Source organism: Afipia sp. P52-10, from assembly GCF_000516555.1.
In the GTDB taxonomy this organism is placed as follows: Bacteria; Pseudomonadota; Alphaproteobacteria; order Rhizobiales; family Xanthobacteraceae; genus P52-10.
Map to the genome: position 1 here is coordinate 828,466 of NZ_AZSJ01000007.1, position 16,896 is coordinate 845,361.

Below are 16,896 nucleotides of genomic sequence, written 5' to 3' on the forward strand. Positions count from 1 at the left end.
ACCGAGCTAGCGTCAACACCGGCGAAGGTTCAAACGCAGCCGGCGCCCCATGTCAACCTGTAAGCACACGTTGGAACCGGTCACCAGCGAAGCAGCACCGAGCCCCAGGTGAAGCCGCCCCCCATTGCTTCAAAGAGAATCAAATCGCCGCGTTTGATCCGACCGTCCTGCACGGCGGTACAGAGCGCGAGCGGTATCGACGCGGCCGAGGTGTTGCCGTGCTGATCGACGGTCAGCACCACTTTCTGCGGCGCAATATGCAACTTCTGCGCAGAGGCGTCGATGATACGCTTGTTGGCCTGGTGCGGCACCAGCCAGTCGATGTCATCGGCGGTGATGCCGGTCGCCTTGAACGCATCGTAGATGACATCGGTAATCATACCGACCGCATGCTTGAAGACCTCCTTGCCTTCCATGCGCAGGTGACCGACCGTCTGCGTCGAGGATGGTCCGCCATCGACGTAGAGCTTGGCCTTGTGCCGCCCGTCGGATCGCAGGTGCGAGGTCAGAACGCCGCGGTCCGATGTTGCCCCGGGCTGCTGCTGGGCTTCGAGCACGACCGCGCCGGCCCCGTCGCCGAACAGCACGCAGGTCGTGCGATCTTCCCAGTCGAGAATGCGTGAAAACGTCTCGGCGCCGATCACCAGCGCCCGCTTGTGCGATCCCGAACGCAGGAAATTGTCGGCCGTCGCCATCGCAAAGACGAATCCGGAGCACACCGCCTGCAGGTCGAACGCCACGCCATGGGTGATACCGAGGCCGTGCTGAATCTCCACCGCGGTCGCTGGAAACGTGTTGTTCGGCGTCGAGGTGGCGAGGATGATCAGGTCGATCGACTGCGCATCGACGCCAGCGTTGGCGAGCGCCGCCTGCGCGGCCTTGATACCCAAATGCGAGGTGAACTCCCCCTCGGCCGCGATATGACGCTGACGAATACCGGTGCGCTGCACGATCCATTCGTCGGTCGTGTCGATCCGTTGCGCAAGCTCGGAATTGGTTACGATCCGCTCCGGCAGGTAGGAGCCGCAGCCGAGCACAACCGAGCGGGTAACAGTCACGAAGTAGCCTCCTGGACGAGCGGAGCAAAACCGAGCTCGCCGCCGTCGCGTTTGAGTGTTTGATTGATCTTGGTCAGGAGATCGTAGCGGACCATGTCGTAGCCGACGTCCACGGCCGACGCAAAGCCCTCGGCGTCGGTGCCGCCATGGCTCTTGATGACGATGCCGTTCAGTCCGAGGAAGACGCCGCCATTGACCTTGCGCGGATCCAGCCTGTCGCGCAGCGCCTGGAAGGCATTGCGTGCGAACAGGTAACCGATCCGCGAACGCCAGGTCCGGCTCATGGCGCCGCGCAGATATTCCCCGATCTGCCGCGCCGTACCCTCGGCGGCCTTCAGCGCGATGTTACCGCTGAAGCCCTCAGTGACGATGACATCAGCGGCGCCCTGCCCGATGCCGTCGCCCTCGACGAAACCGACGAAGTTCAGGTGAGGCGGATTCAGCTTGCGCAGCAATTCGGCTGCCTCGCGCACCTCCTCCACGCCCTTGACCTCTTCCGTGCCGATATTGAGCAATCCGACCGTAGGCCGATCGAGGTCGAACAGCACCCGCGCCATCGCACTGCCCATGATCGCCAGCACCGCCAGATGCTGCGCATCGCCGCCGATCGACGCACCGACATCGAGCACCACCGATTCACCGCGCACCGTCGGCCACACGGCCGCGATCGCCGGGCGATCGACCCCTGGAAGCGTGCGCAGGTTGAAGCGAGCCATCGCCATCAGCGCACCGGTGTTTCCCGCCGACACCACGGTATCGGCCTCGCCGCGCCTGACTGCATCGATCGCGAGCCACATCGATGAGGTCTTCCGGCCCCGCCGCAGCGCCTGACTGGGCTTGTCGTCCATCCGCACGGCGACGTCGGTATGGACGACGCGGGTCACGGCCTTCAGCGCCGGCAGCTTGTCCAATTCCCGGCCGATCTGCGTCTCGTCGCCGAACATCACGAACTCGGTGTCCGGATGCCGCTTGAGCGAGATCGCCGCCCCCGGAACGACCACTGGAACGCCAAAGTCGCCGCCCATGGCATCCAGCGCAATTCGAACCTTATTGGGCATGTACGATCCGAGAACCTTGTAACGAGGGCCGGGCCAGGAGCCTGCCTGCTTATTGATCGGGCGGCGACAATACCGTGTCCATGCGCTGTGACAACAGCGCCGGGGCCGCCGCAGCCCTCATTTGTCGTTGGATTTCTTCGGTTTTGAGGCCGAATCAGGCGCCTTCAGCTTGGCCAGGGCCGCGAATGGATGGTCTTCCGGATCGGCAGGGGTCACGACCGGCTCGAAAACAGCCCCGGCCTTGCGCGGATAGGGATCAAGCCCCAGCATCAGGAATTCCGTGGCCAGTGTCCCAAGGTCGATCGCCCCATTGACGATCGGCTCCGGCGGGTCATCTTCGGCAACAGCGTCCTCATCTTCCTCGCCGTCCTGCGGCAACACTGGGGCTTCGCCCGTGTCCGACGCGAACGTCACGTCGACCGGCTCGTCCACCTCGTTCAACAGCGGCTCCAGTGTGACGACGCAGGTCTGGCCGACAGTCCCCAGCACCTGCCCCGTGACGATGACCTGATCGCCGCTCGTCGGATAAAGATCAAAGGAGGCACTCAGGCGTGGCAGCTCGCGCAGGCCTGCAAGAGCTGCAATGGCCTGGCGCTCCGCCTCCCCGGCCTCGATCTCCCGATGCAAACCGCTCGGGGGGATCTCAGCGACCGGCACGACGACGTGCCATGGCCAGGATTTGGTTGCCGTCTTCTCGGTCACTGGATCTGCTCCTTGGCGACGGGCGCAGTTGGAGCGGGAAAAGCCCAGTCCGCACTTTGCAGACGATCGGCATCGAACGATTCCAGTTCGGCGATCACGCCCATGGCATAGGCCGTCAGCGGTTCAGCCTTTGCAGCATCCGTTGAAATCAGAACGTTACGCGCGATCGCCGCGGCCAGATCATCGCGCCCGGCCTCGAAAGCCAGATCGTAGGCCCCGGTCCGTCCATAAAAGGCCTCGGCAAAACCGAGCATCTTTTTCGGCACCGTGAGATCGCCAATGCCCATCTCGCGCAGGTTCGCATCCATGTCGCTGCAGAACTGGTCAAACAGTCCCTGCGACAGGATGGTTCCTCCCTCGATGCCGCGGAGGCGACGCAGGACCATCCACAGGTGCAGAACGATCATGTCGAAACGCCCATTAACCGTATCCGGCACGCCGTAAGTCTCGTAGAACGTCGGCAATCGCGCCTGCGCCACGATCATGCCATAGATCGCTTCAATGGTGGCTGGCGGGGAGCCGGCGCGGGATGTCGCTCGGGTTTTGGAACGGTTGAACGGCCAAAGCATCAGGGATTTCCGGAACTTGGCCGGCGCGCATCCATCGGGGATGCGATAGCCAGCATGTATACACTCTGCCCGGTACGCCAACGCCCGGGCTGTGGCAAGACAGGACGCGGCCCGGGGGGCCGCCGGGGACAAGGATTCGCTAGATAATGACCAGCAGGGGCTTCCTGGCCGATCTTACGAACTCTTTTGCTCAAACGACGGTGTCGATTTCCGGCCGGGTCCGCTACGCAGCGATTCTTGCCCTCACCTGCGTCGCCTTGGGCGGCTGCGCCGAACAGTTCCAGAAGGGCTACATCCTGCCCGATGGGGCGCTCGAACAGATTCCGATCGGCGCTAGCCAGGATCAGGTGCTGATCGTGCTCGGCACCCCGTCCACAGTTGCCACCCTGAACGGTGAGGTTTTCTATTACATCTCGCAGCGGACCCAACGCCGGGTCGCCTTTATGGATCAAAGTGTAACAGACCAGCGTGTTCTCGCCGTCTATTTCGACAAGAACCGCCAAGTCCAGCGTATCGCCAATTACGGCCTGCAGGACGGCAAGCTGTTCGACTTCATCAGCCGCACCACTCCGACCAGCGGTCAGGAGATCAGCTATCTAACACCGATCTTCCGCCTGATCGGCGGCTCGTCGCGCTGACGGTCAAAAGCCTATTCTGATGAAGACCGCCGGCGACCTTCGCTGAGCCAAATCAGACTTTCGTGCAAGGGAGCGCCGCTTGTCGGCGTCCGCCCCCCTCCATTAGTGTTGCGCCCTCTATAAAAACAACCAGAGGGAAGACACGTGACCAAGCCGATATCGAGGAGAACCCTGCTCGCCAGTACGGCAGCGCTGGCGGCGAGCGCGACCGTTCCACGGTCGGCGGAGGCGGCCGACTGGCGGCCGACGGAGACCGTCCGCATCATCGTGCCAGCAGCACCAGGCGGCAGCACGGATGTCATGGGCCGCTACCTCGCCCAGCACCTGCAGATGGCCTGGGGCCAATCCTGTGTCGTCGAGAACCGCGCTGGCGGTGGTGGCACCATCGGCGTCGCCGAAGTGGCCCGCTCGAAGGGAGATGGCCATACCATCCTGATCGGCAATCCGGGCCCCAACGCAGTGGCCTACAGCATCTTCCGTACGCTGCCGTACAAATCCGAACAGTTGCAGCCTGTCAGCAACATGATCCGGATTCCCAACATCATTTCCGCGACGGCATCGACGCCGGTGAAATCGATCCCGGAACTGATCGCCTTCTTGAAGGCCAATCCGGACAAGCTCACCTATGGCACATCCGGCGTGGGCCAGAGCCCGCACCTGACCGCCGTCTGGTTCATGCAGCTCACCGGCCTGAAGATGACGCATGTGCCGTTCCGCGGCGCCGGCCCGGCGCTGACGGCGGCGCTCGGCGGCCAGATCGACATCCTGTTCGACAACCTCTATCCGAGCCTGCCGCAAGCCAAGGACGGCAAGCTGAAGGCGCTTGCCGTGACGACACCGGAGCGCAGCTTCCAGGCGCCGGAGATCCCGACAATGAAGGAAAGCGCACCCGAGTTGAAGAATTTCGACGTGTCGTCCTGGTTCGGCGTATTCCTGCCCGCCGGCGCACCGCAACCGGTGCTCGATGCGTTGAATGGCGAAGTGAAGAAGCTGCTCGAACGCGAGGACATCAAGAAGAACCTCAACGGCATGGGTGCGGTCCCCGACTACGGGACGCCCGCGCAGTTCTCAGCCTTCGTGAAAGCCGAGACCGACAAATTCGGCGAGATCATCCGCAAGGAAGGCCTGCAGATGGACGTCAACTGACGCTCATCGCATTCGCTCGCATCGGCCTGAAAAGAAAAACCCCGCGGCCTGCACCGCGGGGTTTGTGTTTCCAGCGCGACTGCTCAGTGCGCGAGGATCGCGAGCAGCAACAGCGCGACGATGTTGGTGATCTTGATCATCGGATTGACGGCCGGACCGGCCGTGTCCTTGTAGGGATCGCCAACGGTGTCGCCGGTCACGGCCGCCTTATGGGCGTCCGAACCCTTGCCACCGTAGTTGCCGTCCTCGATGTACTTCTTGGCGTTGTCCCAGGCGCCCCCGCCCGAAGTCATCGAAATCGCGACGAACAGGCCGGTGACGATCACGCCGAGCAACATCGCGCCAACCGCAGAGAACGCCGCCGACTTGCCGGGAGCGCCGCCGCCCGCGATGAAGTAGATCGCAAAGTAGACGACGATCGGCGACAGCACCGGCAGCAGCGACGGCACGATCATCTCTTTGATCGCGGCCTTGGTCAGCAGATCGACGGCCTTGCCGTAATCCGGCTTGTCCTTGCCCTGCATGATGCCTGGCTTCTCGCGGAACTGACGGCGCACCTCCTCGACGATCGCGCCGGCGGCGCGGCCGACGGCCGTCATGCCCATCGCGCCGAACAGGTACGGCAGCAAGCCGCCGAACAGCAGGCCGACGACGACATACGGGTTGTTCAACGAGAAGTCCGGCGCGACGCCCGCGAAGTACTTGTTCTGCGCGGAGTTCGCGATGAAGAACTTCAGATCCTCGTTGTAGGCCGCAAACAGCACCAGCGCACCGAGACCGGCGGAGCCGATCGCGTAGCCCTTGGTCACCGCCTTGGTGGTGTTGCCAACGGCATCCAGTGCGTCGGTCGACTTGCGAACCTCCTTCGGCAGGCCGGCCATTTCGGCGATGCCGCCGGCGTTGTCGGTCACCGGCCCGAACGCGTCGAGCGCAACGATCATGCCTGCCAGCGCCAGCATCGTCGTGGTGGCGATGGCGATGCCGAACAGACCCGCGAGGCTATAGGTGATCAGGATGCCGGCGATGATGACGATGGCCGGAAGTGCCGTGGCCTCCATCGAGATCGCGAGGCCCTGGATCACGTTGGTCCCGTGGCCGGTCACCGACGAGGCGGCGATCGACTTCACCGGACGATAGTCGGTGCCGGTGTAGTACTCGGTGATCCAGATGATCAGGCCGGTGACGGCGAGACCGACGATGCCACACTCAAACAGCGCCAGGCCGGTATACGAGACACCGGCCAGCGGGCCGAAGCCGACCAGATAGTAGATCGCCGCGCCGACACCGATGAGCGACAGAATACCGGTTGCGATCAGCCCCTTGTACAGCGCCCCCATGATCGACTGGCTTGCACCGAGCTTCACGAAGAAGGTGCCGATGATGGAGGTGATGATGCAGACACCGCCGATGGCGAGCGGAAGTGTCATCATGTTGGCCAGCAGCGGCGACTTCGCAAAGAAGATCGCCGCGAGCACCATGGTCGCGACCGCCGTCACCGCATAGGTCTCGAACAGGTCGGCGGCCATGCCGGCGCAGTCACCGACATTGTCGCCAACGTTGTCGGCGATGGTCGCCGGATTGCGCGGATCGTCCTCCGGGATGCCCGCTTCCACCTTGCCCACCAGGTCGCCGCCGACGTCCGCACCCTTGGTGAAAATGCCGCCGCCGAGACGGGCGAAGATCGAGATCAGCGATGCGCCGAACCCGAGCGCCACCAGGGAATCGATGACGACACGGTCGCTTGGTGCGAGCCCGCGCCCCTGGGTCAGATAGATGAAGTACAGCGTCACGCCGAGCAGCGCGAGACCCGCCACCAAGAGACCGGTGATCGCACCGGCCTTGAAGGCAAGTTCAAGGCCGCCCGCGAGCGACTTGGTCGCAGCCTGTGCGGTGCGGACGTTGGCCCGCACCGACACGTTCATGCCGATGAAGCCCGCTGCCCCCGACAGCACGGCGCCGATCAGGAAGCCGACGGCGACCAGGATGCCGAGGAAGTAAGCCAGCAGCACGAAGATGACGACGCCGACGACGGCGATGGTCAGATACTGGCGGCGGAGATATGCCTGGGCCCCTTCCGAGACCGCCGCGGCGATTTCCTTCATGCGGTCAGTGCCCGCGTCGGCCCTCAGCACCGACGATGTCGCCCAGACGGCGTACAAAACCGAAAGCGCCCCGCAGAGCACGATCACCCACAAAGCTGTCATGGAAGTTGCCTCGACCCCTGTAAATTATATCTTTTTATCCGGCCCTGCCCCGCGGTCGGCGGAAACAGGCGGAGGCCCAACCCTGACATAATCAGTGAAATGCCCCCAAAACCGGCGCGGACCATGCCAAAATCGGTGTTGGGACGCAATGCGCGGTACGGATGAGACCCTATGGGCCGGCCGAGCGTCGGCTCATGACTGCGTAGAAACCGCGCAGGATCAGCGTGAAACGGCGAAATCCGCCTGCGGACACCCGTTTAGAAGTGGCTGTAGGAACCGCGATTCAGCGCGATCGCCGCGCCGTCCGCGGCGACGAATTGAACCGGATCGCTGCCGGAACGAATCACGCCGATGGCTGTGGCGGCAAGGCCTGCGGATTCGGCCGCTTGCCTGAACGCGGCAAGCCGTGGCGGCGGCACGGTGCAGAGCACCTCGTAGTCGTCTCCGCCGGTCACCAGCGCTTCCAGCGTCATGGCTTTCGCTGCCAGCGCAGCCCTCGCAGCCTGTGACAGGGGAACATCGGCGAGCCGGACATCGGCCGACACGTTCGACGCGCGGCAGAGCTTCGCAAGATCACCCGCAAGCCCGTCCGAGACGTCCATGGCAGCGCTGGCATGGTCGCGCACGGCGGCCGCTATCCCGACGCGCGGTTGCGGCACGCGATAGCGCGCGACAAGCGCCTCACCGTCGGCGGCAGAAAGACCTGACAGGCGCTGCTGCAACACGGCGAGGCCTAACGTCGCGTCGCCGATGCAGCCAGTCACAACGATCGCATCGCCATCGCGCGCGCCGGAACGGCGGACCATGGCCTGCGGCGGCACACGGCCGAAGGCCGTAACCGAGACCATGAGCGGCCCCGGAGTCGCTACCGTATCACCGCCCAGCAAGGGACAGTTGAAGGCCTCCGCATCCCCGCCCAAAGCCTGCGCGAAGGGCGCGAGCCACGCATGGTCGGCTCGCCGCAACGCCAACGTCAGAACGAAGCCCGCGGGCTCGGCTCCCTTTGCCGCCAAATCGGAAAGGTTCACGCGCAACGCTTTGCGCGCAATCGTGTCCGGCGGATCGTCAGGCAGGAAATGGACGCCTTCGACGATGGCGTCGGTGGTCACCACAAGGTCGTGCGTCGAGCCTTTCAGAATCGCCGCATCATCGAGCAGACCGAAAGCGCCGGGATCGACCGCGAGCGGCTTGAAATAGCGCGCAATCAGATCATCCTCGCCGGACCCGCCGCCTGAACCTGGGCTCTGCGCGGCCGCCATGACCTGGCCTAGCCGTCCGACCGCGCGAATTCGTCGGCCCGGAAACGCCGCGCGAGTTGATCAAGCACCGCATTCACCATGCCGGTCTCCTCGCGATCAACGAAGGCGTTCGCGACATCGACGTACTCGGTCACCACCACCCGCGCCGGCACATCCTTGCGATGTTCGAGCTCGTAGGCACCGGCACGCATCACTGCGCGGATGATCGCATCGATCCGCTTCAGCGGCCATCCCTTCGCCAGCGCGTCATCGACCAGCGGATCGAGCTTAGTCTGGTCCCGCACGACGCCGGAGACGACATCGCGAAAGAACGCAGCCTCGGCGGGCAGGTACTTGTCCCCCTCCACTTCGTTGCCGAGCCAGTGACTCTCGAATTCGGCGAAGATGTCGTTCAAGCCGGCGCCGGCGATATCCATCTGATAAAGCGCCTGGACTGCCGCCAGCCGCGCAGCGCCGCGACGGTTGGCCTTTTTCAGCGGGTCGTTAGCGGCCATCGCGCTGCCGGTCCCTGATCATCTGGTCGAGGCGCGGCTGCAGGCGGCGCTTGATCCGCATCATCGCCACCGCGGCGCGCGCCGCATCGCCCCCCTTGTTGAGGTCGTCGGCCCGCGCGCGCGCCCAAGCCTGTTCCTCGGTGTTCACTGTGATGATGCCATTGCCGAGCGGCAATTTCCGGGCGATCGACAGGTCCATCAGCCCGCGGGAAGATTCCATCGACACGATCTCGAAATGGATCGTTTCGCCACGGATCACGCAGCCAAGAGCCACTACGGCATCGTACGGCCGCCCTGCGCGGTCGGCCGCATCGATGGCAATCGCCGTGGCAGCCGGGATTTCCAGGGCTCCTGGAACGGTAATCAGATCGTGGGTGACGCCCGCCGCCTTCAGTTCCGCGACCGCGCCTGCCAGCAGCGCATCCTGGATATCGTCATAAAAACGGGCCTCGACGATCAGGGCATGCGAGCCGGAGATGTCGGTCGGGTCTTTCAAAGGTGCGCGGCGTGGATCGGCCATGATCTCGCTTGTTTCGGTTCGACAGGGGATTGGCAGGCGTTTTAGTCCGATGCACGCCCAAATCCAAGCGCCATGCTCACTTCATTTCCGTCAGCCGCGCCGCATAGCGCGCCATCAGATCAACCTCGATGTTGATGTCCGTTCCGGCATCCCAGGATTCCAGCGTGGTTACCGAAAGCGTGTGCGGAATGATCAGCACCGTGAAGCGCTCGTCATCGACGGTATTGACGGTCAACGATACGCCATCCAGCGTGATCGAGCCCTTCGGCGCGATGAAGCGGGCAAGTTCGCGTGGCGCCCGCAATGTGAAGCGCGCCATGTCCGGCAGATTCTCCCGCGACAGCACGGTCGCGATGCCGTCGGCGTGGCCGGCGACGATGTGCCCGCCAAGCTCGTCGCCGATCTTCAGCGCGCGTTCGAGGTTGAGGCGGGTGCCGACACGCCAGCCCTTGGCCGTGGTCATGCCGAGCGTTTCCGCCGCGGCGTCCACGTCGAACCAGGTCCTGTCGCCCTCCGTTCCCGAGCCGACCACCGTCAGGCAGACGCCATTGCAGGCGATCGAGGCACCATCAGCGATGGTGCTCTGGTCATAACGGCAAAGGATGCGCAGCCGGTGCAACTGCCCCTGCGCCACCTGCTTCAAAGTGGCGATCTCGCCAACGTCGGTCACAATTCCAGTAAACATCACGCCCGCTCGTAGATTGTCAGTGTGTCACGTCCCAGCGTCTCGCTAGCACGAACCCGGTAGCGCGGCGACTGCGTCACCGCCGCCAGCGGCAGGCGATCCAGCGGAGCGATCCCATCAGCTCCGATCGTCACCGGGCTCCGGTACAGCCAGATCTCGTCCGCGAGATCGCGCTGAACGAACGACGCCGCAACCCGCGCTCCGCCTTCGACCATCAAACGCGAGATACCGCGCCGGCCCAATTCCTGCAGCACCGCGTTCAGATCGACGCCCTGCTCGGTTTCAGCCACACGAATGATCTCGGCGCCCTCCGCCGCCAGCACCGTTGCGTTCGACGGCTCGCCGCCGCTGCCGGCGAAAATCCACAGCGGATGCTTGCGGGCCGTGCGCGCGAGATAGCCATCACGCGGCAGCCGCAGATGACGGTCGAGGATGACGCGGACCGGCGAACGCGGCTCCATCCCCGGCAGACGGCAGTTCAATTGCGGATCGTCCGCGAGCGCCGTGCCGACGCCGATCAGAATCGCATCGCTCTGCGCGCGGAACATGTGTACGCGGTTGCGCACCTCTTCGCCGGTGATCGCCACCGGACGCCGACCAGCCGCGCCGATCTTCTCGTCGGACGAAAGGGCAAGCTTAAGGGTGACGTAGGGCCGCCCCTCGGTGATGCGGCGGATGTGGCCGGCGTGATCGTGACGCGCCTCCTCCGCGCAGACCCCGACATCCAGCGCAACGCCGGCGGCGCGGATCCGTTCGTGGCCGCGCCCGCCCACATCCGGATTCGGGTCCTCGATGGCGCTGACCACCCGGGCAACACCGGCGGCAACGATCGCGTCCGCACAAGGCGGTGTCTTCCCATAATGCGAGCATGGCTCCAGCGTGACGTAAAGCGTCGCCCCCCGCGCCTGCGCGCCGGCCTGCGCCAGCGCCTGGGTTTCCGCATGCGGCCGGCCACCGTCGTGGGTCCAGGCCCGCCCCAGCACCACGCCGTCCTTGACGACCACCGAACCAACCGACGGATTAGGCCAGGTCCGGCCCAGACCGCGCCGGCCCAGCGCCAGGGCCAGTTGCATGAAACGATGATCGTCGGATTCAGACACAGCGTGACTTTACAGAGGTTTACGAAGGAAGGATTAGACGTTCTCTTAGCGCCTGCAACGGCCAACGTCCCGCATGAAAATGGGGAGTAGCCATTCCGGATCAAGCATCGCGCCGCCGGATCAAGCATCGCGGCCCGACGCCGTTATGGCTTTCGTGTTCACTAAGACCGCCAACCAGCTCTGATGGTTTCACCGACAGATCTCCGGCGGTTTCCACCGCCAATCCATATGGCCAGCCAGTGGCGTCCGGGATTATTTGCGGAGCGGAATTGGCCCGTCCTCGTCCTCGCTCGACAGCTCGCCAAGTACCGCCTTGAAGTCGTTCGCCTCGCGGAAATTGCGATAGACCGAAGCGAAGCGCACATAGGCGACGTCGTCGAGCTGGCGCAAATGCTCCATCACGATCTCGCCGATCGCCTCCGAGGAGATTTCCGATTCGCCGCCGCTCTCCAGCTCGCGCACGACCGAGGACACCATTTTCTCGACCAGCTCAGGATCGACCGGCCGCTTGCGCAGCGAAATCTGCACCGAGCGCATCAGCTTGTCGCGGTCGAACGGCACCCGCCGGCCATTGCGCTTGATCACCGTCAGATCGCGGAGCTGAACCCGCTCGAACGTCGTGAAGCGGAAATTGCACGTCACACAAACGCGACGGCGCCGGATGACGGCTGAATCCTCAGCCGGACGCGAGTCCTTAACCTGGGTGTCGAGACTTGAGCAATTCGGACAGCGCATAACGTGCTTTGACGATTGATTCCCCGGATATCAGATAAGCTTAGAGCATGATCCGGAACAGGGGGAACCCGTTTGCGGATCATGCTCCACGAAAACATTTGCGGCACGGAAATAAGTCCGCAAACCCAAACTCTTAGCCGTAGATCGGGAAGCGATCCGTCAGCTCCTTCACCCGCTGCTTGATCGCGGCTTCGACCAGCGGCGCCTTGCCGTCCTGCGATTGGGCCACCGCGCTGAGCACCTCGGCCATCATCTCGCCGACCTGCTTGAACTCGGCGACGCCGAAGCCCCGCGTGGTGGCCGCCGGCGTGCCGACGCGGATGCCGGAGGTGACCATCGGTTTCTCGGTGTCAAACGGAATGCCGTTCTTGTTGACCGTGAGCCCCGCCCGGCCAAGCGCCTTCTCCGACACGTTGCCCTTCAGCCCCTTCGGCCGCAGGTCAACCAGCATGAGATGGTTGTCGGTTCCGCCGGAGACGATCTCGAAGCCATTGGCCCGCAGCGTCTCGGCAAGCGCCTTCGCGTTCTCGACGACGTTCTTGGCATAGACCTTGAAATCGGGACGCAAAGCCTCTGCAAATGCCACGGCTTTTGCCGCAATCACATGCATCAGCGGACCGCCCTGCAGTCCCGGGAAAACGGCCGAGTTGATCTTCTTGGCGATGGCTTCGTCGTTGCAAAGGATCAGGCCGCCGCGCGGGCCGCGCAGCGACTTGTGCGTGGTGGTGGTGGTGACGTGCGCGTGCGGGATTGGCGAGGGGTGCACACCACCTGCGACGAGGCCGGCGAAGTGCGCCATATCGACCATGAAGTAGGCACCCACGCTGTCGGCAATCTCGCGGAAACGCTTGAAGTCCCAGAAGCGCGAGTATGCCGAACCACCGGCGATGATCAGCTTCGGCTTCACCTCCTGAACGCGGCGCTCGACCTCGTCCATGTCGATAGTGTGGGTTTGCTTGTTGACCGTGTAATGCTGAGCCTTAAACCACTTGCCGGACACGTTCACCGGAGCGCCATGGGTCAGGTGACCGCCGGCCGCGAGATCGAGACCCATGAAGGTGTCGCCCGGCTGCAGCAGCGCCAGGAACACGGCCTGGTTCATCTGGCTGCCCGAGTTCGGCTGCACGTTCGCGAAATTGGCCCCGAACAGCTTCTTGGCCCGCTCGATCGCCAGCGTCTCGGCGATGTCGACGAATTCGCATCCGCCGTAGTAGCGGGCGCCCGGATAGCCCTCCGCATACTTGTTGGTCATGATCGAGCCCTGCGCCTCAAGCACGGCGCGGCTGACGATATTTTCCGATGCAATCAGCTCGATTTCATGCTGCTGGCGGCCAAGCTCGTTCTTGATCGCCTCGGCGATATCGGGATCTGCCTCGGCAAGCGAAGCCGAGAAGAAGCTGCTTTGCGCGGATGCGTTGGCGGACTTGGCGTAGGAGGTCATCGTCGGAAATATCTCCACCGCCGCGGCCGGTTGCACGACCTGCGGGCGGTACGGGTTGGCGTTCGAGACGGCGCGCGATCGTTAGCATATTGGGCCAAAACGGCCAAATCCTAGTGCTCTGCCGCCCAACTTATCCAATATCTTGACGGGTGGGCTCGTTCCACCGCTCTGCTGCGGATTTAACCATCCCGGCTGCGGCTTTCCAGCGGAGACCGCGTTCCCCGGCCAACTTGTGCTCCGCTCCGCTGACCTTTTTGGCCAGTTCCTGGCACCCACATGAAAAACGCACCGGCCGCGGGAGGCGACCGGTGCGCGAGGTTTCAGGAGGTTGTCGTTTTAATTCTTATTCTTGGTGAGGCCGCCGATCTTGCGCCGGCTTGCTGCCCGGATTTCGGGAGGTGATCCGCTCAGAGACGGTAGAGGATCTGGTCGGTCCAGAAGCGCTCGAGGCGATGCAGCGACTTGTTCAGCGTGGCGAACTCCTCGTTCGAGATGCCACCGACCTGCTCGACCGTCTTGACGTGCTTGTCGTACAGCGCCTCGACGATGTGACGCACTTCCTGACCCTTTGCAGTCAGGCGGATGCGAACCGAGCGACGATCGACGCGCGAACGCTGGTGATCGAGGAAACCCATCTCGACGAGCTTCTTCAAGTTGTAAGAGACGTTGGAGCCGAGATAGTAGCCGCGCGTACGCAGCTCGCCTGCGGTCAGCTCCTTATCGCCGATGTTGTAGAGCAACAGCGCCTGCACTGAATTGATGTCGGAACGACCGCGCCGGTCGAACTCGTCCTTGATCACGTCCAGCAGGCGGCGGTGCAGCCGCTCGACCAGCGTCAAAGCTTCGAGATAGAGAGGCTGCACCTGCGCCTTGCGCTGATCGCGCTCGGCGGCATCCGCCGCCGTGGCTACGGCTTTCATCATGACACTTCCCCTGTTGTCGTTTTATCGACTTATTCGACGAAACTTGTGTCCCGTCTGATAGGGGCAACTTAAGCCGGGCGTTTGAACATCCGCTTAAACAACAGCATAAAGAGAAAATGAATTTGAAACAGTGAATCGATGATTACCCGCGTAAAATAAGGGCTTCTTGTAATCATCCGTTGACGAAACGGGGGCGATGTTCACGCTTCGTCTGATGCTCTGTCGCATTCCAGAACAGAGCCCTTCAAATTGGAAATATTCGGGTAAGGCCTGTGGTCGGAGCCGTTCAGAGATGGATAACCAAGGCTTCGACGCTTTTAGAAAAAATATCGGCAAACACGAACGACAGCATTCCGCCGTTTACGGCGGACGCTCCATCGCGGCCATCCACGCAAGGCCGAGATACATGCCGAGCAGCACGAGCTCGATGATAACGACGACGAAGTTGCCGCCATAGATCAGAGGAAACATCAGCTCTATCACCGCCATCGACACGATCGATGTCAGCCACACCACCGCGCCCCACGGCGTTGCGAGCCAGAGCCCCACGGCGGCGACGAGATCGAGAACGGCGAAGTACACGGTGGCGCTTTGCCAGGCGACCGGCTGGTTAAGGAAGGCATCCTGCTCGCCGCCGATGAAGCCAGTCACCTGCCCCCAATGATAGAGTCCCTTGAGCATGGCGACACCCGCCATCACACGCAGGTACAGAACGAGCCGGCGGGTCCAGTTCCCGCCTTCGGATGTCACCGCCTGGGAGTTGATCGGTGCAACTGATCCCGACAGCATCTCCCGCGAAATCTGTTCCTGGGCAGACTGATCCGTCATCGCTCCTCGTGTCCTGATCGGCCCGTTCGTCGTCGCGTGGTTGGCGCGCCGCGGTCAGATGCAGAGGCGCGCATTTGCGGATTCGCGAAGCCGCCCCATGCATCACGTCGGTAGGGACAAATCATGATGGCGGCAAGGCCGAAATTCGCACCGCGCCAGGCTCCCTGCCCGTGACGTGCCCCGCTCGGGGTGATACATCGGACACTTTCGCAGGAGATTTTCGATGGCAATCAAATTCGGGCGGCCGATCGAGATGCGCGACGACGTTTCGCGCGCAACGCCCGCCACTGCAGCCACCGCACTCGATCTGCCGGTCCGCATGCGGCGGAACCGGAAGGCGGAATGGGCCCGCCGGATGGTTCGCGAGCATGTCCTGACGACGAACGATCTGATCTGGCCGCTGTTCATCGTCGATGGCGAGAATAAGCGTGTGCCGATTCCGTCGATGCCTGGCGTCGAACGCCTGTCCGTGGATCAGGTGGTGCGCGCAGCCGAGCGCGCGGTGCGCTTGAGCATTCCATGTATCGCGCTGTTTCCCTATACCGATCCCTCCTTGCGTGACGAAACCGGTAGCGAGGCACTGAACGATAACAATCTTGTGTGTCGCGCCATTCGCGCGGTGAAGAAGGAATTCCCCGACATCGGCGTGCTGTGCGACGCAGCCCTCGATCCCTATACGAGCCACGGCCACGACGGCCTGGTGCGCGACGGCATCATCCTCAACGACGAGACCGTCGCGCTCCTGGTCGAGCAGTCGTTGCTACAGGCCCATGCCGGGTGTGACATCATTGCGCCCTCCGACATGATGGATGGGCGCATCGGCGCGATCCGCACCGCCCTCGACGACGACGAACTGACCGACGTGCAGATCATGTCGTATGCGGCGAAATATGCGTCGTCGTTCTATGGCCCATTCCGCGATGCCGTCGGCTCGTCGAAGACGCTGGTCGGCGACAAGCGGACCTATCAGATGGATCCGGCGAACACCGACGAGGCGCTACGTGAGGTCGAACTCGACATCGCCGAGGGCGCCGACATGGTGATGGTGAAGCCGGGCATGCCCTATCTCGACGTGCTCAAGCGCGTGAAGGATACGTTCGGCCTTCCAACCTTCGCGTATCAGGTCTCCGGCGAGTACGCGATGATTATGGCGGCGGCGGCCAATGGCTGGATCGACGGCGAGCGGGCGATGTTCGAAAGCCTCACCAGCTTCAAGCGCGCAGGCGCGGACGGCGTTCTCACCTACTTCGCACCAGATGTCGCCGAGAGGCTGCGCGCTCAGCCGGTATAAGCGAGTCGGCAACAGCAACGCGGGACGTCCATGGACGGTGATCGGCAGTGGACACGCGATCCCCGTGGACGAGGCCATGTTCCGCCGGCCGGCGCCTGCCGCCAGTTCCCCCGCCTGTCAGATACGCGGCCAGTGTTGCCGTTTCGCACTAGGCACATGTGGATTGATGGGTACGCTCTTCGCAGACATTCGGCGTCGTGATCGATGCCAGCGGGCGCAACGGCCTTTTCGCTTGTGCATGTCAT

17 protein-coding genes are annotated in these 16,896 nt (G+C 63.3%); 3 read left to right on the top strand and 14 right to left on the bottom strand.

Features of this window, described 5'->3' with window-relative positions:
* Nucleotides 1-80: 80 nt before the first annotated feature.
* From X566_RS21115 to X566_RS21130, 4 genes are all read right to left on the bottom strand, one after another.
* Nucleotides 81-1,058, bottom strand: a complete 978-nt coding sequence (locus tag X566_RS21115; protein ID WP_034471291.1) for a beta-ketoacyl-ACP synthase III — start codon at nt 1,056-1,058, stop codon at nt 81-83.
* On the bottom strand, nt 1,055-2,116 hold the full coding sequence (gene plsX, locus X566_RS21120; protein ID WP_034471293.1) for a phosphate acyltransferase PlsX: 1,062 nt from the start codon (nt 2,114-2,116) through the stop codon (nt 1,055-1,057). The genes X566_RS21115 and plsX overlap by 4 nt, the downstream gene beginning before the upstream one ends.
* Before the next feature lie 117 nt (nt 2,117-2,233).
* On the bottom strand, nt 2,234-2,818 hold the full coding sequence (locus X566_RS21125; protein ID WP_034471295.1) for a DUF177 domain-containing protein: 585 nt from the start codon (nt 2,816-2,818) through the stop codon (nt 2,234-2,236).
* Nucleotides 2,815-3,387 carry a ubiquinol-cytochrome C chaperone family protein gene (locus X566_RS21130; RefSeq protein ID WP_034471297.1) on the bottom strand — a complete coding sequence of 191 codons (573 nt, stop codon included), beginning with the start codon at nt 3,385-3,387 and terminating at the stop codon, nt 2,815-2,817. Before X566_RS21130 ends, X566_RS21125 begins: the two co-directional genes overlap by 4 nt.
* Before the next feature lie 146 nt (nt 3,388-3,533).
* Between X566_RS21130 and X566_RS21135 the strand changes: the two genes are divergently transcribed.
* Nucleotides 3,534-4,025: an outer membrane protein assembly factor BamE gene (locus X566_RS21135; protein WP_051444399.1), complete on the top strand. Its 492-nt coding sequence runs from the start codon at nt 3,534-3,536 to the stop codon at nt 4,023-4,025.
* A 144-nt stretch (nt 4,026-4,169) separates the two neighbouring features.
* Complete coding sequence (locus X566_RS21140; protein WP_034471299.1) at nt 4,170-5,171, top strand: tripartite tricarboxylate transporter substrate binding protein; 1,002 nt, start codon at nt 4,170-4,172, stop codon at nt 5,169-5,171.
* An 83-nt stretch (nt 5,172-5,254) separates the two neighbouring features.
* Here the strand turns inward: X566_RS21140 and X566_RS21145 are convergent, their stop codons facing one another.
* The 10 genes from X566_RS21145 to X566_RS21190 form a co-directional block, all read right to left on the bottom strand.
* Nucleotides 5,255-7,375, bottom strand: a complete 2,121-nt coding sequence (locus tag X566_RS21145) for a sodium-translocating pyrophosphatase (protein WP_034471301.1) — start codon at nt 7,373-7,375, stop codon at nt 5,255-5,257.
* A 257-nt stretch (nt 7,376-7,632) separates the two neighbouring features.
* Nucleotides 7,633-8,634: a thiamine-phosphate kinase gene (thiL, locus tag X566_RS21150; protein ID WP_051444400.1), complete on the bottom strand. Its 1,002-nt coding sequence runs from the start codon at nt 8,632-8,634 to the stop codon at nt 7,633-7,635.
* Between the two features lie 8 nt (nt 8,635-8,642).
* Complete coding sequence (gene nusB, locus X566_RS21155; RefSeq protein WP_034471303.1) at nt 8,643-9,128, bottom strand: transcription antitermination factor NusB; 486 nt, start codon at nt 9,126-9,128, stop codon at nt 8,643-8,645.
* Nucleotides 9,118-9,648, bottom strand: a complete 531-nt coding sequence (gene ribH, locus X566_RS21160; RefSeq protein WP_051444401.1) for a 6,7-dimethyl-8-ribityllumazine synthase — start codon at nt 9,646-9,648, stop codon at nt 9,118-9,120. Before ribH ends, nusB begins: the two co-directional genes overlap by 11 nt.
* Nucleotides 9,649-9,724: 76 nt before the next feature.
* A complete protein-coding gene (locus X566_RS21165) occupies nt 9,725-10,333 on the bottom strand; it encodes a riboflavin synthase (RefSeq protein ID WP_034471305.1) in 609 nt (202 codons plus the stop codon).
* On the bottom strand, nt 10,333-11,433 hold the full coding sequence (gene ribD / locus X566_RS21170) for a bifunctional diaminohydroxyphosphoribosylaminopyrimidine deaminase/5-amino-6-(5-phosphoribosylamino)uracil reductase RibD (RefSeq protein ID WP_051444402.1): 1,101 nt from the start codon (nt 11,431-11,433) through the stop codon (nt 10,333-10,335). The genes X566_RS21165 and ribD overlap by 1 nt, the downstream gene beginning before the upstream one ends.
* A gap of 252 nt (nt 11,434-11,685) precedes the next feature.
* Nucleotides 11,686-12,168, bottom strand: coding sequence for a transcriptional regulator NrdR (gene nrdR / locus X566_RS21175; protein WP_034471309.1), 483 nt, complete (start codon nt 12,166-12,168; stop codon nt 11,686-11,688).
* Between the two features lie 133 nt (nt 12,169-12,301).
* Complete coding sequence (gene glyA / locus X566_RS21180) at nt 12,302-13,609, bottom strand: serine hydroxymethyltransferase (RefSeq protein ID WP_034472665.1); 1,308 nt, start codon at nt 13,607-13,609, stop codon at nt 12,302-12,304.
* A gap of 407 nt (nt 13,610-14,016) precedes the next feature.
* On the bottom strand, nt 14,017-14,532 hold the full coding sequence (gene ldtR / locus X566_RS21185; RefSeq protein WP_034471311.1) for a transcriptional regulator LdtR: 516 nt from the start codon (nt 14,530-14,532) through the stop codon (nt 14,017-14,019).
* 360 nt (nt 14,533-14,892) lie between these two features.
* A complete protein-coding gene (locus X566_RS21190; protein ID WP_034471313.1) occupies nt 14,893-15,360 on the bottom strand; it encodes a DUF6163 family protein in 468 nt (155 codons plus the stop codon).
* A 223-nt stretch (nt 15,361-15,583) separates the two neighbouring features.
* Between X566_RS21190 and hemB the strand changes: the two genes are divergently transcribed.
* Nucleotides 15,584-16,651: a porphobilinogen synthase gene (gene hemB, locus X566_RS21195; RefSeq protein ID WP_034471315.1), complete on the top strand. Its 1,068-nt coding sequence runs from the start codon at nt 15,584-15,586 to the stop codon at nt 16,649-16,651.
* Nucleotides 16,652-16,896: the final 245 nt, after the last annotated feature.